This is a genomic window from Bifidobacterium rousetti (assembly GCF_008698235.1).
GTDB classification, from domain to species: Bacteria; Actinomycetota; Actinomycetes; order Actinomycetales; family Bifidobacteriaceae; genus Bifidobacterium; species Bifidobacterium rousetti.
Map to the genome: position 1 here is coordinate 90,852 of NZ_PEBH01000009.1, position 16,889 is coordinate 107,740.

Consider the following 16,889-nt stretch of genomic DNA (forward strand, 5'->3'; position numbering starts at 1 on the left):
TGGCTCGCACCGGGCCGGCTCACGCCGCGCCGAGCGTCAGTCCCAGACTGCCGGCGAACGCGACGATGCTGGTCACGCCTTCGACCACACCGGTCACCATCGGGCGAATCGGGCGGAACCGCGCCAGCAACGGCAGCACAACCGCCCTCGCCAACAGGATCACGGCCACGATGACGAGCCACGGACCCGCCTGTGCGGTCAACGAGGAATCGGGCACGAGCCCGCGGCCGAGGCCGGCGGCGAACAGCGACCATGCGACGAACGCCGCGTGCCATATCCAGGACGCGATGAGATAGGAGCGGTTGCCGCGCTCACGGATCATCGTCTTGACGAACAGCACCGAGCCGAACTGCGTGACGATGAAATACCGGAACAACGCCACGCCCACGTCGGTCAACGGCGGAATCGAAGCCATCGAGACCATCGACGACATCGGCCCGCCGACGGACGCAACGCCGGCGGCGCCCGTGCCGAGCGCGCCGTAGGCGAACGTGAGCGACGGCATCAGGCTGGCGGCGATGACGGCGACTCCGTTCGACCACAGGGAGCGTTCGCGGCGCTTCCACGCGGCGACGAACGACGCGGCGGCGAGGGCCGCGAACGCGGGCGCCCAGGCGAGGATGCCCGGATGCAGGACGACGAACGGGACGCCCATCGCGGCAAGCGCCACGCAGTAGACGAGCGCGGGCCCGCGGTAACGGCGCGCGAAACCGGATTTGAGCCATCGGGCGACGGTGAACTGCACGCAATAGCACAGCACCCAGCAGGCCAGCAGCCAGAACGCGGCGACGGTGGCCCGCCCGTATTCGGTGCCGGCGACGAGTCCGGCGAGGGCCGGGGCGGTCGCCATCACCCATGCGCCGGGCTGGTCGGGAACCCACCGGCGCATGGTGGACGTGACGGTCGCGCGCATGCCACGCCTTCTGCCTCTGGTAGTGCTCATGGGTCACCACCATACGGGATGGGCGGGCGAACCGGTAGACATATGGCGGAAAACAAGGCGGGAAGCGGCGCGGCAATCGGCGCGGCGGAAATCACGGCGGCAATCGGCGTGCGACGCGAAAAAGGTCCCGGCTCCTCGAAAGGAACCGGGACCCTCATGACCGAATCAGGGACGTCGTGTCACCGATCCGGCTCAGACGCGCTCGGAGGCCTCCTCCGTGGCGGCTTCGCCCTCGCGCTCGACGCGCAGCTTGTGGCCTTCGGCCTGGCTGACGCCGTAGTAGGCGGCGATGGCGATGTCCTTCATGTCGTTGATCAGCGGGATGCGCGGGTTGGCCGGGGTGCACTGGTCCTCGTAGGCGCGCATGCCGATCTGGTCAAGCACGCTCCAGAAGTAGTCCTCGTCCACGCCGCACTCCTGGAAGCTCTTGTTCATGCCGAGCTTGTTGTCGCGGTAGTCCTCGACAGCGCGCGCGAGGTTCTCCACGGCCTCGGCCGGGGTCTTGCCGGTGTCCACGCCAAGGTTGCGGGCGATGTCGCGGTAGCGCTCGTCGGCCACGTACTTGTTGTACTTCGGCCAGCTGGTCGGCTCCTCGGGCACCTGACCGTTGTAGCGGATCACGTACGGCAGCAGGATCGAGTTCGTGCGGCCGTGCGCGATGTGGCACAGGGCGCCGATCGTGTGGGCCATGCCGTGGCACATGCCCAGGAACGCGGAGCCGAACGCCATGCCGGCCATCGTGGCCGCGTTGTGCATCTTCTCCTGCGCGACCGTCTTGGCCAGACCCGGCTCGCCGTTGACCGACTCGGCCAGGTTCTCCCAGATCAGCTTGGCCGCGTGCAGCGCCATGCCGTCGGTGAAGTCGTTCGCATACACCGACACGTACGCCTCGAAGCTGTGCGTCAGCGCGTCGAAGCCGGCGTCCGAGGCCAGGCGGCGCGGCTGGGTGCGCGCAAGCACCGGGTCCACGATCGCGACCGACGGGGTCAGCGCGTAGTCGGTGATCGGGTACTTGTAGCCGGTCTTGTGGTCCGTGATCACCGCGAACGGCGTGACCTCCGAACCGGTGCCGGACGAGGTCGGAATGCACACGAGCTTGGCCTTCTTGCCCAGCGGCGGGATCTTGAACGCGCGCTTGCGGATGTCGAAGAACTTCTCGCGCACGTCGCCGAAGCTGATCTCCGGGTGCTCGTAGAGCAGCCACATGATCTTGGCCGCGTCCATCGGCGAGCCGCCGCCGACCGCGATGATCGTGTCCGGCTCGAACTCCTCGCGCATCATCTCCGCGCCCTTCTCGACCGTCTCGACCGAGGGCTCCGGCTCGACGTAGTCGATGATGCGGAAGGTCACATTGTTCGCGCGGGCGCGCAGCTGGTCGATGATCTTGTCGACGACGCCGAGCTGCTCCATGACCTTGTCGCACACGATCACGGCCTTCTCGATGCCGAACATGTCGCGCAGGTACTTGATGGCGTTCGGCTCGAAGTACGTCTTCGGCGGGATCTTGAACCACTGCATGTTGTTGTTCCTCCGGGCGATGCGCTTGATGTTGAGCAGGTTCACGGCCTGCACGTTGCCGGACACCGAGTTGCCGCCGTACGAGCCGCAGCCCAGGGTCAGCGACGGGGCGATCGCGTTGTAGATGTCGCCGATGCCGCCCAGCGAGCTCGGCTGGTTCCAGATGATGCGGCACGCGTGCATCCTCAGGCCGTACTCGCGCACGAGATCCTGGTTGTTGGTGTGGATGGCGGCGGTGTGGCCGGCGCCCAGCTTGAGCATCGCCTCACACATCTCGAACGCCTGCTCCTTGTTGTCGGCCTTGAGCACGGCCTGCACCGGGGCGAGCTTCTCGTGGGTCAGCGGCTCGTTGTCCGACACCTCGGAGCATTCGGCGGCCAGGATCGTCGCGTCCTCGGGGATCTCGAAGCCGGCGGCCTTGGCGATGTACTGCGGGGACTTGCCCGGCACCACGGAGTTGAGCTTCGGCGTGCCGCCGGAGAACGCGGTGCAGCCGAACATGTACTGCTCGAGCTTGGCCTTCTCATCGGCGTTCACGAAGTAGGCCTTGCGGCGCTTCAGTTCCTTGACCAGCGGCGCGTACACGTCCTTGTGGGCGATGATGGCCTGCTCGGTGGCGCAGATCATGCCGTAGTCGAAGTGCTTGGACAGGATCAGGTCGTTCGCGGCGCGCACGACGTCCACGTCCGCATCGACATAGGCCGGCGCGTTGCCCGCGCCCACGCCCAGGGCCGGCTTGCCGGACGAGTACGCGGCCTTGACCATGCCCGGGCCGCCGGTCGCCAGGATCGTGGCCACGCCGTCATGCTTCATCAGCGCGCCGGTCGCCTCGATCGACGGGTGCTCGATCCACTGGATGCAGTCCGCCGGCGCTCCCGCCTCGATCGCGGCGTCGCGCACGATGCGCGCGGCCTCGACCGAGCACTTCTGCGCGCCCGGGTGGAAGCCGAAGATGATCGGGCAACGGGTCTTCAATGCCAGCAGCGACTTGAAGATCGCGGTCGACGTCGGGTTCGTCACCGGCGTCACGCCCGCGACCACACCCACCGGCTCGGCGACCTCGTCGATGCCCATCACGTCGTCCTCGCGGATGATGCCGACGGTCTTCTGACCCGCCATGTAGTTCGTGACGTGCTCGCACGCGAAGATGTTCTTCGTGGCCTTGTCCTCGACCAGGCCACGGCCTGTCTCCTCGACCGCCATGCGCGCCAGCACCAGGTGCTTGTTCAGCGCCGCGACCGACGCCTTGGCGACGATGTGGTCGACCTGCTTCTGATCCAGCTTCTCGAACTCCGTCAGGGCCTTCAGACCCTTCTGCACCAGCGCGTCGACCTCGGCCTCGGCCGCCGCCTGCTTCTCCTCCGGAGTCGGCTTGGTGGGGGTGTCGGCCTTCTTTGCGTCTGCCATGAATCCTCCTCGATCGGTGGTATTTGCACAACATGTCATGTATATGGACATCTCCAGCATGCGGGTCCCGCCCGTCGCTTCCGGCGCACGGCCGTCCGCATGTGGCCTAGGTCACAATATACCGAAGGCCACGCAGTGGCGCATACGCACAAAATCGTCGGCGTTTCATGGGAGTTTATGAGCGGATTTTGTTATTTTCTGTTCTAAAAACCTCACAAAATCAAAAAAACAGCTCTATATTGGTACTTTTTGTTCATTTTCTGATAATCCGACCACAAGAAACACACATTGTCTACGACATCTTTTAGAAAAAGGGTTTCTAAATGTATACAGTTCATTCACAATTCAAGAAAGCCAGTTACAAAAAGATGGGCGATCAACGACGACTCACCATCTCCGACTCCTCGAAGCCTACATCCACTGCTCTGCACCCCGGACACCTTCTTCCAATGAACGAGAACACGCTTTTACAAAGTAAGCTTGTATAATGGCGGCACCAACGAAGGATAGAACGACATCACAGCGGAGGTCACCACATGAGGGCGATGCCATCGACGGCGGTCAAAGCGCACAACCGCAAGGCGATGACTCAATACCTGTACACGCACAATCACGTCACCAAACAGGAGCTGGAACGCGAGTTGGGACTGAGCCTGCCCACCATCACGCAGAACCTGCGCGCCCTCGAACAGGACGGCATCATCCACAAAGGCAACCTTCGCGAATCGACAGGTGGCAGAAAGGCACAGGCGTACGAGTTCAATCCAGACCACCGCACCGCGATCGGCGTAACCATGCGGGCGAACGAGGTGCGCATGTGCGCGGTGGACCTCGCCGGCACCGTCGTCGAGCGTTTCAGCCGCACGCTCCCCTACCGCAACACGAACGCCTACTACCAACGCATCGGCGTCATCATCGAGAACTTCGCGGCGAACGTCGAGAAACGACACGGCACCGTGCTCGGCGTATCCTTCGCGATCCAAGGTATCATCTGCCACGACGGAAGCACGATCGTCTTCGGCAATATCATGCACAACACCGGGCTTACACTCGATACCATCGCACAGTCCATACACCGTCCATGCATGATGATTCACGACTCCGACGCCTCCGCCATGGCGGAGCTGTGGTTCGACAAAACGATCACCGACGCCGTGTGCATCTACCTCGAACGACGCCCCGGCGGCGCGGTGATCGTGGACGGCAAGCTGAACCAGGGCCCCAACCTGTGCAACGGGGCGATCGAGCACATGACGCTCGTGCCGGGAGGACGCGAATGCTACTGCGGCCAGCGCGGGTGCATGGACCCTTACTGCTCACCGGAATCGCTGCCGGAGGACTACGAGTCCATTCCCGGATTCTTCAGCGTACTCGAACAAGGCGAACGCCACCACCGCGAGCGCATGGACGAATGGCTCGACTACGTGACACAGGCGATCGTCAACGCGCGGTCGGTCGTCGCCGGGGATGTGATCGTCGGCGGCGAGGCGGCGCAGTATCTGGAGGACGACGACATCGACGACCTCAGACGCCGTGTCGTCGATCACACACCGTTCGGCACCGAACGGTTCACGTTACGCCGCAGCCACTGCGCGGAGGATCAGAACATCATCGGCGCGGCATTGCGCTATGTCGAGACCTATCTGGACGGAATCTGCAGCGAATAGCCCCGACCGGTAATGCAATCATGTTTTAGAAAAACCATTCATATAAGTCGCGGTCAGGCGTTACGCTGTCACCGGCGGCTGAAGACACCGGCCGATCACCCCCTAGGGTGCAAACAACGGAAGGAACCAATCATGTTGAATAGGAAGAAGATCATGGCGGCAGTGCTTCGCGGACTCGAGGTCAGCGGCGTGAACGCCCTCGCCCGGGCCGGCTACAGCGAGTCCACCCTCAACGCCCTCGAGGCCATCGAGAAGCGCTGACCCTCCTCACATATGCGAAGGGCCGATGCGCAATGGAGCGCACCGGCCGATGGATCGCGACGCGACGCGAGATCGAATCTACTTGACGATCTCGCAGAACTCGATCGTCTCGCCGTTGGGGCCGTAGACGTTGAAGTAGCGAATGCCCTTCTTCCAGAACGTGGGGATCGACTGGATCTCGGTCTCCTTGAACGTGAGCCCCAGCTCCTTGGCGTTCTCCCACGCGTCCTCGATGTCCGGGGTGTCAAGCGCCCAGTGGTTGATGGCGCCGGCGGTCATCGGAGCCTCCTCCCCCTCCCACGTCTCGATGGTCAGGTGCCCGTAGCGCAGGAACGCGCAACGGTTCCCGCCGTTCAGGTAAAGGCCGACCAGCTCGAAGCCGAGCTTCTCTCGGTAGAAGGCGATGGTCTCATCCAGATCCCTGGCGATCATGCCGGAGTGCTGGAGGTCGGTGGTGAATGCGGTCATCGGCTTGGCCATGATGGTTCTCCTTTGAATTGAATGTGATGAATGTGATCGAATCGATACGATCCAGAGTATCGCACCAGTCCCGTGTTCAAACGAGGGCCGCTGCGGACCGGCTGGCCGCCATGGTCACTTCGACCGGATGCGCGTCGGATGCCGAACCGGCGGCGACGGGTGCCCCCGTCATCTCGGCATCGGCCGACTCTTCGTTCCTGATGCGACGCCCCCTCTCGTCGAAGCCGGGCTGCGTCGGATGCAAAGTGCAGGTGAGCAGGAACGCCACCACATACAGCGCCGCGTACGTCCAGCAGATGCCTTCGATGCCGATCGACGGCAGCAGGAGCGTGGCGATGCCCGGACCGACGAACGTGGTCAGGCCTGCGGCCAGATTGTAGGCGGAAAGGGCGGCACCCTGCTTGTCCGGCGCCTCGAGCGTCATGATGGTCGGCAGGCAGGAGAACGCGCAGGTGCCGATGCCGACGATGATGGAGGCGATGATCATCATCGCCGTGTTTGCGCCGAACCACTGCGGGATGTAGTAGAAGGCGACGGATCCGACGGCGAGCACGCCACAGCCGAACCAGCGCATCGGCCACACCCATCCGAAGCGATCCATAAACCAGCCCCAGAAGGTGTTGAAGACCAGGGTGACGACGAACACGAAACCCCAGATGCGCATCCATTCCTCGGTTTTGAAGATGTTGATGCCACCGTACTTCGTGGTGCACAGGTAGAGCGGCATGATGACCGGGAAACCGTACAGCAGCAGGTTGTTGATGATGCGGATGACGGCGCAGACGGCGATCTTGCGGTTGGTGAACAGGATGGTGGCGCCGTCGGTGAGTTCCTTCAATTTCTCCCTGGTGCTCAGGCCCTCTCCCTTGACGACCTTGTTCTTCGGCACGACCAGGAAACACATGACCGTGCCGACGATGGAGAACGGCAGCGCGAACCAGAAGGTCCGGTATTCACCGAAGACCGGCATGATGAAGCTCGGCAGGTAGGCGCCGAACACGCCGATTCCCAGCGAGAAGCAGGTCCAGAAGAAGCCGGTGGCGGAGGCGAGGCGCGCAGGGCTGATGTACTGCGCCATGAGTACCACGAAGCTGTAGATGAACAGTGGGTAACCGAGTCCGCGCACCGCGTAGACGGACAGGATGAACGGGTAGACGCCGCTCGGCAGCGCCAAAGCGAGGAACACCAGATGGACGCCGATCCACCAGCAGGCGCCGAACATCATGACGCGGCGGGCGCCGAACATCTCGGCAAGCACGCCGGCCGTCCATCCGCCAAGCGCGGCGAACAGGCCGTAGACGGTGACTAGGCCGGACGCCTGTGCGGCGGTGAAGCCCTGATCGACCATGTATTTGGACAGGAAGGTGAGCTCGAATCCATCGCCGGTCATGAAGATGGCCACGGCGAGGAATCCGAGCAGCAACGCACGGGGGATGCCGAATTTTTCAAAGAAGCGAATCATAGATAACCCTTACAGGAACAACGTTGTCGAAAGTGGGTCATGGAAAGGACAAATCATGCAAAGAACAGACAGCGGAAAAGGTGATGGCCGCCGGGAAAAGGGAAAAACCGGCGGCCAAGTATGGTGAAGCTCAGTCGCCCAGCTTGACGACGGCCTTGGAGACGCCCTTGATCTTCCCGTCGAGGAAGTCCTGGACCTCGTCGAGCCCGAGCTCGTGGCTGATGAGCGGTGCGACGTCCAGCTTGCCGGATTCGAGCAGACTGATGGCGTCCTTGAAGGTGAGCGGGTTGATGAAGGAGCCCTGAATGGTCAGCTGCTTCTTGTAGATGTCATAGGTGTTCATCTCGAAGTGCGCCTCCTGCGGCCCGACGCCGAACATGAGCACCTGGGCGCCCTTGCGCGCGGCCGCTACAGCCTGCGCCTGCGTGGTCGGCAGACCCACGGCCTCGATGATCACGTCATAGGACTCCTCCGGAATGGACTCGCGCGTGGTGTTGTACACGTTCTTCACACCGAACAGCTCCTGGTTGCGCTTGAGCTTGTCGTCGAAAATACCCGCGAGGTCGACCTGATGCACGCCGTAGGCCTGCACGATCTGGGCGAACAGCTGGCCCATGAACCCGTCTCCGATGACCAGCGCCTTCTGGTAGGGGCGCAGCCTGAGCAGATCGACGCCGTGCACGGCGCAGGAGATCGGCTCGATGGCGGCGGCGTCCTTGAGGGAGACGTTGTCCGGCAGCCTGTAGACCACGGAAGCCGGGGCCGTAAACTGCTCGGCGAGGCCGCCGTCGCGGGTCACACCGACCGCGGAGAGATGATCGCACAGTTCGGGACGCTGGGTAAGGCAGTAGTCGCACTGCCCGCAGTAGATGTTCGGGTCGACGGCGACGCGGTCGCCGGGCTTGACGTTCGTCACCTCCGGTCCGACCGCTGCGACGATGCCGGAGTTCTCATGGCCGAGCACGATGGGAGGGACGGCAGCCGCGGAACCGGGACGGCCCGCATACAGGTCGTGGTCGGTGCCGCACACGCCGGCGTATGCGGTGTTGACGAGCACCTCGTCCGGGGCGATCTCGGGGGTGGGCAGGTTCTGGATCTCAAATTGCTTGACGCCGGTGAGTACGAGTGCCTTCATGATGGTCCCTTTCTACCGCCTTCCACTACGAAGGCATGTTGTCGGATGTGACGTTCGGTTGCCATCCCGCGTTCCTTGCGGGGTGTTGACTCACACTATAACTTCCTTGGCTCTATTTTGCAAATCTATTTTCTAAAACAAGTTTACATCGGCGCGTCGTAAGACTAATGCATTACCCGCACTTCACCGGTTCGGGTGTGACACCCCACCGACCACCGTCACACCAACAGTGGCTGCGTGAGAAATCCATCACCGCGTTGTGTGCGCCTTCCGATACGCGGAAGGAGTCATGCCTGTTTCATCGCGGAATCGACGGTTGAAATTGGAGGCGTTGTCATAACCACTGATCCGCTGGATACGGGAGATCGGCATGTCCGTACAAATCAGCAGGCGACAGGCGCGGCCAACCCGCAAACGCCTCACGAAGTCGGCGAACCCAACTCCCGCCACACGTTTGAAGAAACGTGAGAATGTGGATACACTCATCGACGCGGCGTCGGCGGCCCCTTCCAAACTCACATCGTCAAGATGCGCTGAAATATAAGTGATCGCGGCGTTGACGCCGCTTTCGGCGCCCACCGCCACCGCCGGGTTGTATTCCGGAGTGACCACGGTGCGGCTCTCACCCGCAGGAGCCTGTTCAAAGACCGAGAGCATGGTGATCAAATCGGCCACACGCCGAGATGGCGAATGATCGCCCATCCCCACCAGCACATCAGCGACGTCACGAGCCGATTCCCCGGAAAGGACCAGCGCGTGGGACGCCCGCCGTAGCACCTGCTCGAAACCGGAGGTTTCGGGGAACGCCGACGATAGCATACGAATGGTCTGCGGTCTGACATGGCATAACACATCACGGTTCACCAGCCGCTCCCCCGGCATGAGATCGGAAAGCCAATTATGTGGCAGGTTGGAGCCTATCAACGCCACATGCCCCGGCTCGAACGGCAACAACCCGTCACCAGCCATCAGCTGACCGGTCCCCTCACGAATCAGGTGTATCTCGAATTGGGGATGGTAATGCCATTTCGCCAATGAATTCGGATAGCCATGGCACGCCCATCGGATCGCCGCACCGGCATCGGGAACAATGACCTCCAAGGAACCAGAACCGGCACCCGCACCTGTACCCGATGAGACGAATCCTTCCGAACCAGTCACAGCCAACCTCCTCACTCCGCTGATCCACAGCCTACATATTGTCGGCGTACGCCCTGCATATGACGAAACGGAGTTCGAGCGTCGACCGGCGACGGCGAACACCAACTGGAATCTTTTTGGTGATCACCGTCAACCGAATGGACACTCGAGCTCCGTTTCGCCCGTCGTCAAAGAGGCGGCGCCCAAAAGGACGACATTCGGCACATCAACGATGATCGACCGTGATCTGCAGCTTGATGTCTCCCGGACGTCCCTCATCCATGCGGTCGAAGGCCGCCTTGGCATCGTCCATCGCGAACGTGTCGGTGATAAAGGGCTTGAGGTTCAGCCTGCCGCTGGCGACCAAATCAATGGCCTTCTGATACACGTTCGCATAGCGGAAGATGTTCTCGATACGCACCTCGGTGGCCTGCAATTCGGTGATGTCGATGGACACCGGGTTGACCGGGATACCCACCAGGACGGCACAGCCACCGGGAGCGATGAGCTTCCAGAAGGTCTCATATGCCTTTGGCGCGCCGGAGCATTCGAACGCCACGTCTGCACCCCATCCGGCCGTCTCCTCATGGACCCGTTCGACCAGGTCCTCCTTGGTCAGATCGACGGGGATGATGCCGGGGATCTGACCGATGATGCCGAGTTTGACGGCGGAGACATCGGAGACGAGCACCTTGGACGCGCCACCGGCGAGCGCCGCGGACGCGGTCAGCATACCGACGGTGCCAGAACCGGTGACCACGCACACATCACCAGGCTTGATACGGGCCTTGGTAGCGGCCCACATGCCCACGGCGGTCGGCTCAAGCAGGGCGCCTTCGCCGTAGCTCATGGTATCGGGCAGGTGGTAGGTGAAGGCGGCGGGGTGGATGACCTCCTCGCACAGGCAGCCGTCGATCGGCGGAGTTGCGAAGAAACGGACGGCCGGATCGACATTGTACATGCCCAGACGGCTCGCACGCGAAGTCATATCCGGGATGCCCGGCTCGAGAGCGACACGATCGCCCGGCTTGAACCCGGTGACGCCGGGACCGACCTCCAACACGGTGCCTGCGGCCTCATGTCCGAGGATCATCGGCTTCTCGACGACGTATTTGCCGACTCGGCCATGCGTGTAGTAGTGCAGATCGGATCCACACACGCCCACGGTATGCGGTGCGATGCGCAGCTCACCGGGGCCTGGCGCCTGCACATCCGGGACCTCGCGAACGTTGATCACGCCCTTCTTCTCCAGAACCACTGCCTTCATGATGTTTCTCCTTGTGTTGTTGGTTTGTTGGTTGTTGGTTTGTCGAGTATTAGCTTCGCTGAGTATCGGCTCGTCGGATCGACCATCCGCACCTGTACGCGAGGTCAGACGGTCTGCGGAGCCGCAACCATGGTCATCGGGTCGACGCCGGCCACGGACTCCTTGACCGCGACGCGACGGCCGCGTTCATCGAACCCAGGCTGCCGGGGGCGAATCCACAGCGAAATAGCGGATCCTCCGATATAGCAGATCGCATACGCCCAGCACACTCCGGCGAATCCCACGGTTTCCAGCAGCAGCGTGGCGATGAACGGGCCGCAGAAGGTCGTCAGACCCGACGCGAGATTGTGGGCGGAAACGGCGGCACCCTTGTGGTCGGGTTCCAATGCAGGGAACACAGCTCCCATGGGAACGAACGCCGAAATGCCCAGACCAAGTACGACCGCGCATGCGTACATCGCCGGCAGATTATGTCCAAGGAACTGTGGAACGTAGTACATGGCAAGGGTACCGATCGCGGAGAGCCAGCATCCCCACCAACGCATCTGCCGCATCCATCCGAAACGGTCTCCCATACGACCCCAGAACACGTTGCCGAATACGGTGACCACGAACAGCAGTCCCCAGATCGTCGACCATTCGGTGACCTTGAACCATGCGCCACCACCATTGGTGTGAGTGGAGAGATAGAGGGGCATGATGACCGGGAATCCGTACAAGGTCAAGTTGCAAATGACACGTAGCACGGCGGCAAAGGCAATCTGGCGATTGTCCTTGAGGATGGTCACACCGCGGGAAAGTTCACGCAGCTTATCGGCCGTGCTCATCGTCTCAAGTTCGACGTTAGCTGTCGTCGGCACGAACATGATGCAGATCAGCATGCCAACGATGGCGAACGGCAGAGACAACCACAGCGAGTAGTACTCACCGATCACCGGTGTGATGAATGCAGGCAGGTAAGCGCCGAATACACCGATGCCGAATGAATAGGCAGTCCAGAACCATCCCATGGCGGACGCAAGTTTGCCTGGATCGACGGTCTGCGCCAACAGCACCACATACGAGTAGATGAACAGCGGATACCCCATGCCGCGCAGCATGTACGTACCCAGCATCAACGGATAGAGGTGGCTCGGGAGAGCGACGCCGATGAACACCAGATGCAGCAGGATCCAGGATCCAGCGCCGACGATCATGATGCGCTTGGCTCCGAACAACTCGGCCAGCACGCCGGACGACCAACCGGCAAGCGCCGCCACCAGACCGTACAGGGTGAACATCAATGACGCCTGCGCCGATGAGAACCCCTGATCCACCACATATTTCGACAGGAACGTCAATTCGAAACCATCGCCTGTCATGAATACCGCTATCGCCAAGAATCCCGGCAACAGCTTTCGCATAAGCCCCTGTGCCATGCGTTCTCCTTACCTGCAAGAACATATACAACATCACTGTCAACTTCCGCTCGTCTTTGGAGCGTTAGTTATATTTTCCAGCGAATAATCACGGTCTTTCTCCGTGACAATCGGCAACAATTGATACTTTCTTGCAAGCCGGAATCGCAGACAGGAGTATGACTAAACGACGGACGGCCGACATGCCCAGAGTGTGGGGATGCCGGCCGTCCGCCGTTGTTGGTTGAAGGATCAGTCGATGGGGGAGTGAATCGAATCTACTTGACGATCTCGCAGAACTCGATCGTCTCGCCGTTGGGACCGTAGACGTTGAAGTAGCGGATGCCCTTCTTCCAGAACGTGGGAATCGATGCGATCTCGTCCTCGCGGGTCTCGAGCCCCAGCTCCTTGGCGTTCTCCCACGCGGCCTCGATGTCCGGGGTGTCGAGCGCCCAATGGTTGATGGCGCCGGCGGTCATCGGGGCCTCCTCCCCCTCCCACGTCTCGATGGTCAGGTGCCCGTAGCGCAGGAACGCGCAACGGTTCCCGCCGTTCAAGTAAAGGCCGACCAGCTCGAAACCGAGCTTGCCGCGGTAGAAGGCGATGGTCTCATCCAGATCCCTAGCGATCATGCCGGAATGCTGGAAGTCGGCGGTGAATGCGGTCATCGGTCTGGCCATGATGGTTCTCCTTTGCATTGAATGTGGCTTCAGTGTACGGCCGGCCGGCGGATGCCGCCAGCGGACGCCGCCGCGCTTTTCGTCAGAGGCCGGTACTTTATCCGCAACCGATCACCGCCGGTCACCGCGATACGGCCGCATGGTACAGCGGTGAACGGGTGGTAACTGGTCACGTCTACAATGGCTGTATGAGAAATCCATCGTTGCATCGCTTCGCCACACGCCCGGGCTTCTACTTCACCGAGGACGGCGGCGCGGACGTCATCGTCCGTTCCGAGACCGCTGATCAGGTGTGGCTGAGCGTCATCGAGTCGTTGGATGATCCCACCGCCTTCTATCAGGACGCGATCCGCCTGTTCGACGTGCCGAACGTGCCGTTCGTCGACCAGATCCGGGAATTCCCGGTCTGCATGCGCATCGTCGAGGACCTGTACGTGCGCGAAACCCTGTTCCGTATGGAAGGACCGAACTACGGCCTGTGGTACGTGCACATCCCCAAGGCGTGGAGCGGCATGCGCTACGGCTTCCGCGTCGACGGTGCGTGGGACCCTCAGCATGGCGTGCGATTCAACCCGTACAAGTTGCTGCTCGACCCGTACGCGAAGGGTATCGACGGGAAGATGGAGCTCTCCCCCGCCGCGTTCTCCTACGAATGCGAGGTGAAGGACAACCGCGTGACCGGTTCGGCGTTCGGTGCGATGAGCACCGTCGACTCGCTCGGCCACATGCCGATCTCCGTCGCCATCGACGACCGCGACGAGCGCAAGCATGACGACGACCCCGTGCACCCGCACATCCCGTGGAGCAAGACCGTCATCTACGAGCTGCATGTCAAGGGCTTCACCGCGCAGGCGCCGTGGCTGCCCGAGGAGCTGCGCGGCACATACGCCGGACTTGCCCACCCGACCACGCTGGCCTATCTGCAGGGACTCGGCGTCACCTCGATCGAACTGCTGCCGATCCAGGCCAAGCAGAACGAGGTCTTCCTTCAGGAACGCGGACGTGTCAACTACTGGGGTTACAACACCTTGGGATTCTTCGCGCCCGAGCCCTCCTACGCAACGAAGTCCGCACAGGAGAAGGGCGCCGAGGCGGTGCGCGAGGAGGTCCTTCACATGGTGCGCGCACTGCACGAAGCCGGCTTCGAGGTCATCATGGACGTCGTCTACAACCATTCGTGCGAGGGCGGCATCGAAGGGCCGACCGTCTGCTGGCGTGGACTCGACGCGATCTCCTATTACCGTCGTCAGAAGAACAACATCGCCCGGTTGGAGGACACGACCGGCTGCGGCAACACCTTCGATTTCACGAACACGCACGTCGTGACCTTCGCCATCGACTCGCTGAGATACTGGGCCAAGCGCATCGGCATCGACGGATTCCGTTTCGATCTGGGCGTCTCGCTGGCGAGGCTCAACGGCGAATTCACGCAGCATCACCCGTTCCTGTACGCGCTGCGTTCGGACCTGCTGCTCGGCAACCTCAAACTCATCATGGAACCGTGGGATCTGGGCAATCTGGGCTGGCGCACCGGACAGTTCTCCCTGCCGTTCGCCGAATGGAACGACCGGTTCCGCGACACCGCACGCCAGTTCTGGCTCACCGACGTGGCCGGAGGCGGACGCATGGGACGCATCGGCATGCAGGAGATGGCGACGCGACTGTGCGGCTCGGCCGACCTGTTCGCCACCGATCCCGGTCGCGGCGCGGCGTCGTCGATCAACTTCGTCTCCTGCCACGACGGGTTCACGCTCACCGATCTGACGCGATACACCAACAAGCACAACGAGGAGAACGGCGAGAACAACAACGACGGATCGAACGTCAACAACTCCACCAACTTCGGTGTGGAGGGCCGCACGGACGACATGACGATCATCGCCCGACGCGAACGGGCGGCGATGAACATGCTCGGCACGCTGCTGCTGAGCCTCGGCACGCCGATGATGCTCGCCGGCGACGAATTCGGCAACTCGCAGGGCGGCAACAACAACGCCTACTGTCAGGACAGTCCGATCAGCTACCTGAAATGGGATTGGCTGTACACCTCGGAAAAGGGCTGGCACATGCACCGGCTCGAAACCGTTTCGAAGCTGATCGCACTGCGCAAGTCGCTGGACCTCTACCATCAGGAGGGCTTCTTCACCCGACTCACGCAGTTGGGATTGCTCAAGCCCTCAAGCCGCATCCAATGGTTCCTGCCGGACGGCACGACGCCGATGGAACGTGACTGGTTCGATCTGGGTCAGCGCAGCTTCGTGATGCAGCTGCTCGACGCGAGCGAGACCGACGTGCTCATTGTCATCAACGGCGTGCCGGAGGACAAGCAGTTCCGCCTTCCGTCCGACAACGCATGGACGCCGGCGTGGAGTTCGGCCGAAAGCACCGGCCATCTGCCTGGGCATGGACGCAAGGTGATGGACATTCATCTCGAAGGCCAGCAGACGACGTGGACGCACAGCGTGCCCGAGGACAGTGAGATCCACGATCTCATCGAGCGGATGCAGGCCGAACCGACCACGATGAGGCTCCGGAACGATCTGACCACCGCGTTCGACGCGGACATGCGGGCGGTGGCGAAGGCGGAGGCCGACGCCGCGGCGGCAGCAGCGCTGGCGGCCGCACAGGAAGCGGCGAGTGCAGGGAGTGTCACGGATACTGCGGATGGCACGGATGACACAGATATGGATATGGGTGCCGCGACGGCCGGGACTAGCGGGACCGCCGGGACCGAAGGCGCAAGCATCGAATCCCCGACGCAGCCCTTGCAGGATCAGGAACCCGCGCAGGAGCCTTCGCCTGCCGACGAATCAGCCCCGGACGAGAACGTGTGGACGTTCCCCGCGCTCAGCATCTCGCTGATGAAGCAGCTGAGCTACTGATGAGCTACTGATGAGCTACTGATGAGCTACTGAACTGCCGGGCGAACACTCCGGAACGAATCTCCGAAAAATGGCGAAACCCCGCCACCGAAGAAACGGTGACGGGGTTTCGCATGTCGCTCGCAAGACGACAAGCGCGAACAATCAACGCTTGGAGAACTGCGGGGCGCGACGGGCCTTGTGCAGACCGGCCTTCTTGCGCTCGACGACGCGGGCGTCGCGGGTCAGCATGCCGGCCTTCTTCAGCGTGGCGCGGTTGGCGTCACGATCGATGGCGTTCAGCGCACGGGCCACGCCGAGACGGATGGCGCCGGCCTGGCCGGTGGTGCCGCCGCCGTCGACGAGGACGATAGCGTCGAACTTGCCTTCAAGCTTGAGGAGGACGATCGGGGAGTTGACCTCACGCTGCAGCAGCTTGGAGGGGAAGTACTCCTCCAGGGTGCGGCCGTTGATGGTCCACTTGCCGGAGCCCGGAACCAGACGGACACGGGCGACGGCCTCCTTGCGGCGACCGGTGCCGTAGCCCGGCTCGATCGCGGAGGTACCGGTGCCAGCGCCGGCGTTGGTCTCGGTGGTGTAGCTGGTGAGCTCCTCTTCGGTTTCCTGAACCGCGGAGTTGTTGGTGTTTTCAGCCATGTTCTCTATCTCCC

The 16,889-nt window shown here is 62.2% G+C and carries 13 protein-coding genes; 3 read left to right on the forward strand and 10 right to left on the reverse strand.

From position 1 onward, the window contains the following. Nucleotides 1-19: 19 nt before the first annotated feature. Together CSQ85_RS09855 and adhE are read right to left on the reverse strand one after the other, a co-directional pair. Nucleotides 20-943, reverse strand: a complete 924-nt coding sequence (locus CSQ85_RS09855; RefSeq protein WP_223846931.1) for a YwiC-like family protein — start codon at nucleotides 941-943, stop codon at nucleotides 20-22. 192 nt (nucleotides 944-1,135) lie between these two features. Continuing rightward, on the reverse strand, nucleotides 1,136-3,868 hold the full coding sequence (adhE, locus tag CSQ85_RS09860) for a bifunctional acetaldehyde-CoA/alcohol dehydrogenase (protein ID WP_107042182.1): 2,733 nt from the start codon (nucleotides 3,866-3,868) through the stop codon (nucleotides 1,136-1,138). 536 nt (nucleotides 3,869-4,404) lie between these two features. Here adhE and CSQ85_RS09865 point away from each other — a divergent pair. Together CSQ85_RS09865 and CSQ85_RS13535 are read left to right on the forward strand one after the other, a co-directional pair. Beyond that, on the forward strand, nucleotides 4,405-5,535 hold the full coding sequence (locus CSQ85_RS09865) for an ROK family transcriptional regulator (protein ID WP_150383909.1): 1,131 nt from the start codon (nucleotides 4,405-4,407) through the stop codon (nucleotides 5,533-5,535). Between the two features lie 132 nt (nucleotides 5,536-5,667). Beyond that, nucleotides 5,668-5,796 carry a hypothetical protein gene (locus tag CSQ85_RS13535; protein WP_263390571.1) on the forward strand — a complete coding sequence of 43 codons (129 nt, stop codon included), beginning with the start codon at nucleotides 5,668-5,670 and terminating at the stop codon, nucleotides 5,794-5,796. Between the two features lie 78 nt (nucleotides 5,797-5,874). On the opposite strand, the gene CSQ85_RS09870 is transcribed toward CSQ85_RS13535, so the two are convergent. The 7 genes from CSQ85_RS09870 to CSQ85_RS09900 all read right to left on the reverse strand — a co-directional run bounded on the left by CSQ85_RS09870 (nucleotide 5,875) and on the right by CSQ85_RS09900 (nucleotide 13,357). Beyond that, on the reverse strand, nucleotides 5,875-6,276 hold the full coding sequence (locus CSQ85_RS09870) for a VOC family protein (protein ID WP_150383910.1): 402 nt from the start codon (nucleotides 6,274-6,276) through the stop codon (nucleotides 5,875-5,877). 76 nt (nucleotides 6,277-6,352) lie between these two features. Continuing rightward, nucleotides 6,353-7,738, reverse strand: a complete 1,386-nt coding sequence (locus CSQ85_RS09875) for an MFS transporter (protein ID WP_150383911.1) — start codon at nucleotides 7,736-7,738, stop codon at nucleotides 6,353-6,355. Between the two features lie 130 nt (nucleotides 7,739-7,868). Then, the gene (locus CSQ85_RS09880) at nucleotides 7,869-8,873 is read right to left on the reverse strand and encodes a zinc-dependent alcohol dehydrogenase family protein (RefSeq protein WP_150383912.1); all 1,005 of its coding nucleotides are present in this window, start codon (nucleotides 8,871-8,873) and stop codon (nucleotides 7,869-7,871) included. Between the two features lie 249 nt (nucleotides 8,874-9,122). After that, on the reverse strand, nucleotides 9,123-10,034 hold the full coding sequence (locus tag CSQ85_RS09885) for a helix-turn-helix domain-containing protein (protein ID WP_190973003.1): 912 nt from the start codon (nucleotides 10,032-10,034) through the stop codon (nucleotides 9,123-9,125). A 205-nt stretch (nucleotides 10,035-10,239) separates the two neighbouring features. After that, nucleotides 10,240-11,280 (reverse strand): NAD(P)-dependent alcohol dehydrogenase, encoded by a 1,041-nt coding sequence (locus CSQ85_RS09890; RefSeq protein ID WP_150383913.1) that lies wholly within the window; start codon nucleotides 11,278-11,280, stop codon nucleotides 10,240-10,242. A 104-nt stretch (nucleotides 11,281-11,384) separates the two neighbouring features. Continuing rightward, nucleotides 11,385-12,698, reverse strand: a complete 1,314-nt coding sequence (locus tag CSQ85_RS09895) for an MFS transporter (protein ID WP_150383914.1) — start codon at nucleotides 12,696-12,698, stop codon at nucleotides 11,385-11,387. 257 nt (nucleotides 12,699-12,955) lie between these two features. Beyond that, nucleotides 12,956-13,357 carry a VOC family protein gene (locus CSQ85_RS09900; protein WP_150383915.1) on the reverse strand — a complete coding sequence of 134 codons (402 nt, stop codon included), beginning with the start codon at nucleotides 13,355-13,357 and terminating at the stop codon, nucleotides 12,956-12,958. Between the two features lie 188 nt (nucleotides 13,358-13,545). Here CSQ85_RS09900 and glgX point away from each other — a divergent pair, with 188 nt between their 5' ends. Then, entirely contained in the window at nucleotides 13,546-16,239 is a 2,694-nt protein-coding gene (gene glgX / locus CSQ85_RS09905) for a glycogen debranching protein GlgX (protein WP_150383916.1), read from the forward strand. 144 nt (nucleotides 16,240-16,383) lie between these two features. Here the strand turns inward: glgX and rpsI are convergent, their stop codons facing one another. Then, nucleotides 16,384-16,875 carry a 30S ribosomal protein S9 gene (gene rpsI / locus CSQ85_RS09910; protein ID WP_107042177.1) on the reverse strand — a complete coding sequence of 164 codons (492 nt, stop codon included), beginning with the start codon at nucleotides 16,873-16,875 and terminating at the stop codon, nucleotides 16,384-16,386. Nucleotides 16,876-16,889: the final 14 nt, after the last annotated feature.

What these genes read in the sequence shown, in the direction of transcription:
- CSQ85_RS13535 (WP_263390571.1), top strand. Translation starts at nt 5,668, where the DNA reads ATGTTGAATAGGAAGAAGATCATGGCGGCAGTGCTTCGCGGACTCGAG.
- glgX (WP_150383916.1), top strand. Translation starts at nt 13,546, where the DNA reads ATGAGAAATCCATCGTTGCATCGCTTCGCCACACGCCCGGGCTTCTAC.
- adhE (WP_107042182.1), bottom strand. Translation starts at nt 3,868, where the DNA reads ATGGCAGACGCAAAGAAGGCCGACACCCCCACCAAGCCGACTCCGGAG.
- CSQ85_RS09865 (WP_150383909.1), top strand. Translation starts at nt 4,405, where the DNA reads ATGAGGGCGATGCCATCGACGGCGGTCAAAGCGCACAACCGCAAGGCG.
- CSQ85_RS09875 (WP_150383911.1), bottom strand. Translation starts at nt 7,738, where the DNA reads ATGATTCGCTTCTTTGAAAAATTCGGCATCCCCCGTGCGTTGCTGCTC.
- CSQ85_RS09890 (WP_150383913.1), bottom strand. Translation starts at nt 11,280, where the DNA reads ATGAAGGCAGTGGTTCTGGAGAAGAAGGGCGTGATCAACGTTCGCGAG.
- CSQ85_RS09870 (WP_150383910.1), bottom strand. Translation starts at nt 6,276, where the DNA reads ATGGCCAAGCCGATGACCGCATTCACCACCGACCTCCAGCACTCCGGC.
- CSQ85_RS09895 (WP_150383914.1), bottom strand. Translation starts at nt 12,698, where the DNA reads ATGGCACAGGGGCTTATGCGAAAGCTGTTGCCGGGATTCTTGGCGATA.
- rpsI (WP_107042177.1), bottom strand. Translation starts at nt 16,875, where the DNA reads ATGGCTGAAAACACCAACAACTCCGCGGTTCAGGAAACCGAAGAGGAG.
- CSQ85_RS09880 (WP_150383912.1), bottom strand. Translation starts at nt 8,873, where the DNA reads ATGAAGGCACTCGTACTCACCGGCGTCAAGCAATTTGAGATCCAGAAC.
- CSQ85_RS09900 (WP_150383915.1), bottom strand. Translation starts at nt 13,357, where the DNA reads ATGGCCAGACCGATGACCGCATTCACCGCCGACTTCCAGCATTCCGGC.
- CSQ85_RS09855 (WP_223846931.1), bottom strand. Translation starts at nt 943, where the DNA reads ATGAGCACTACCAGAGGCAGAAGGCGTGGCATGCGCGCGACCGTCACG.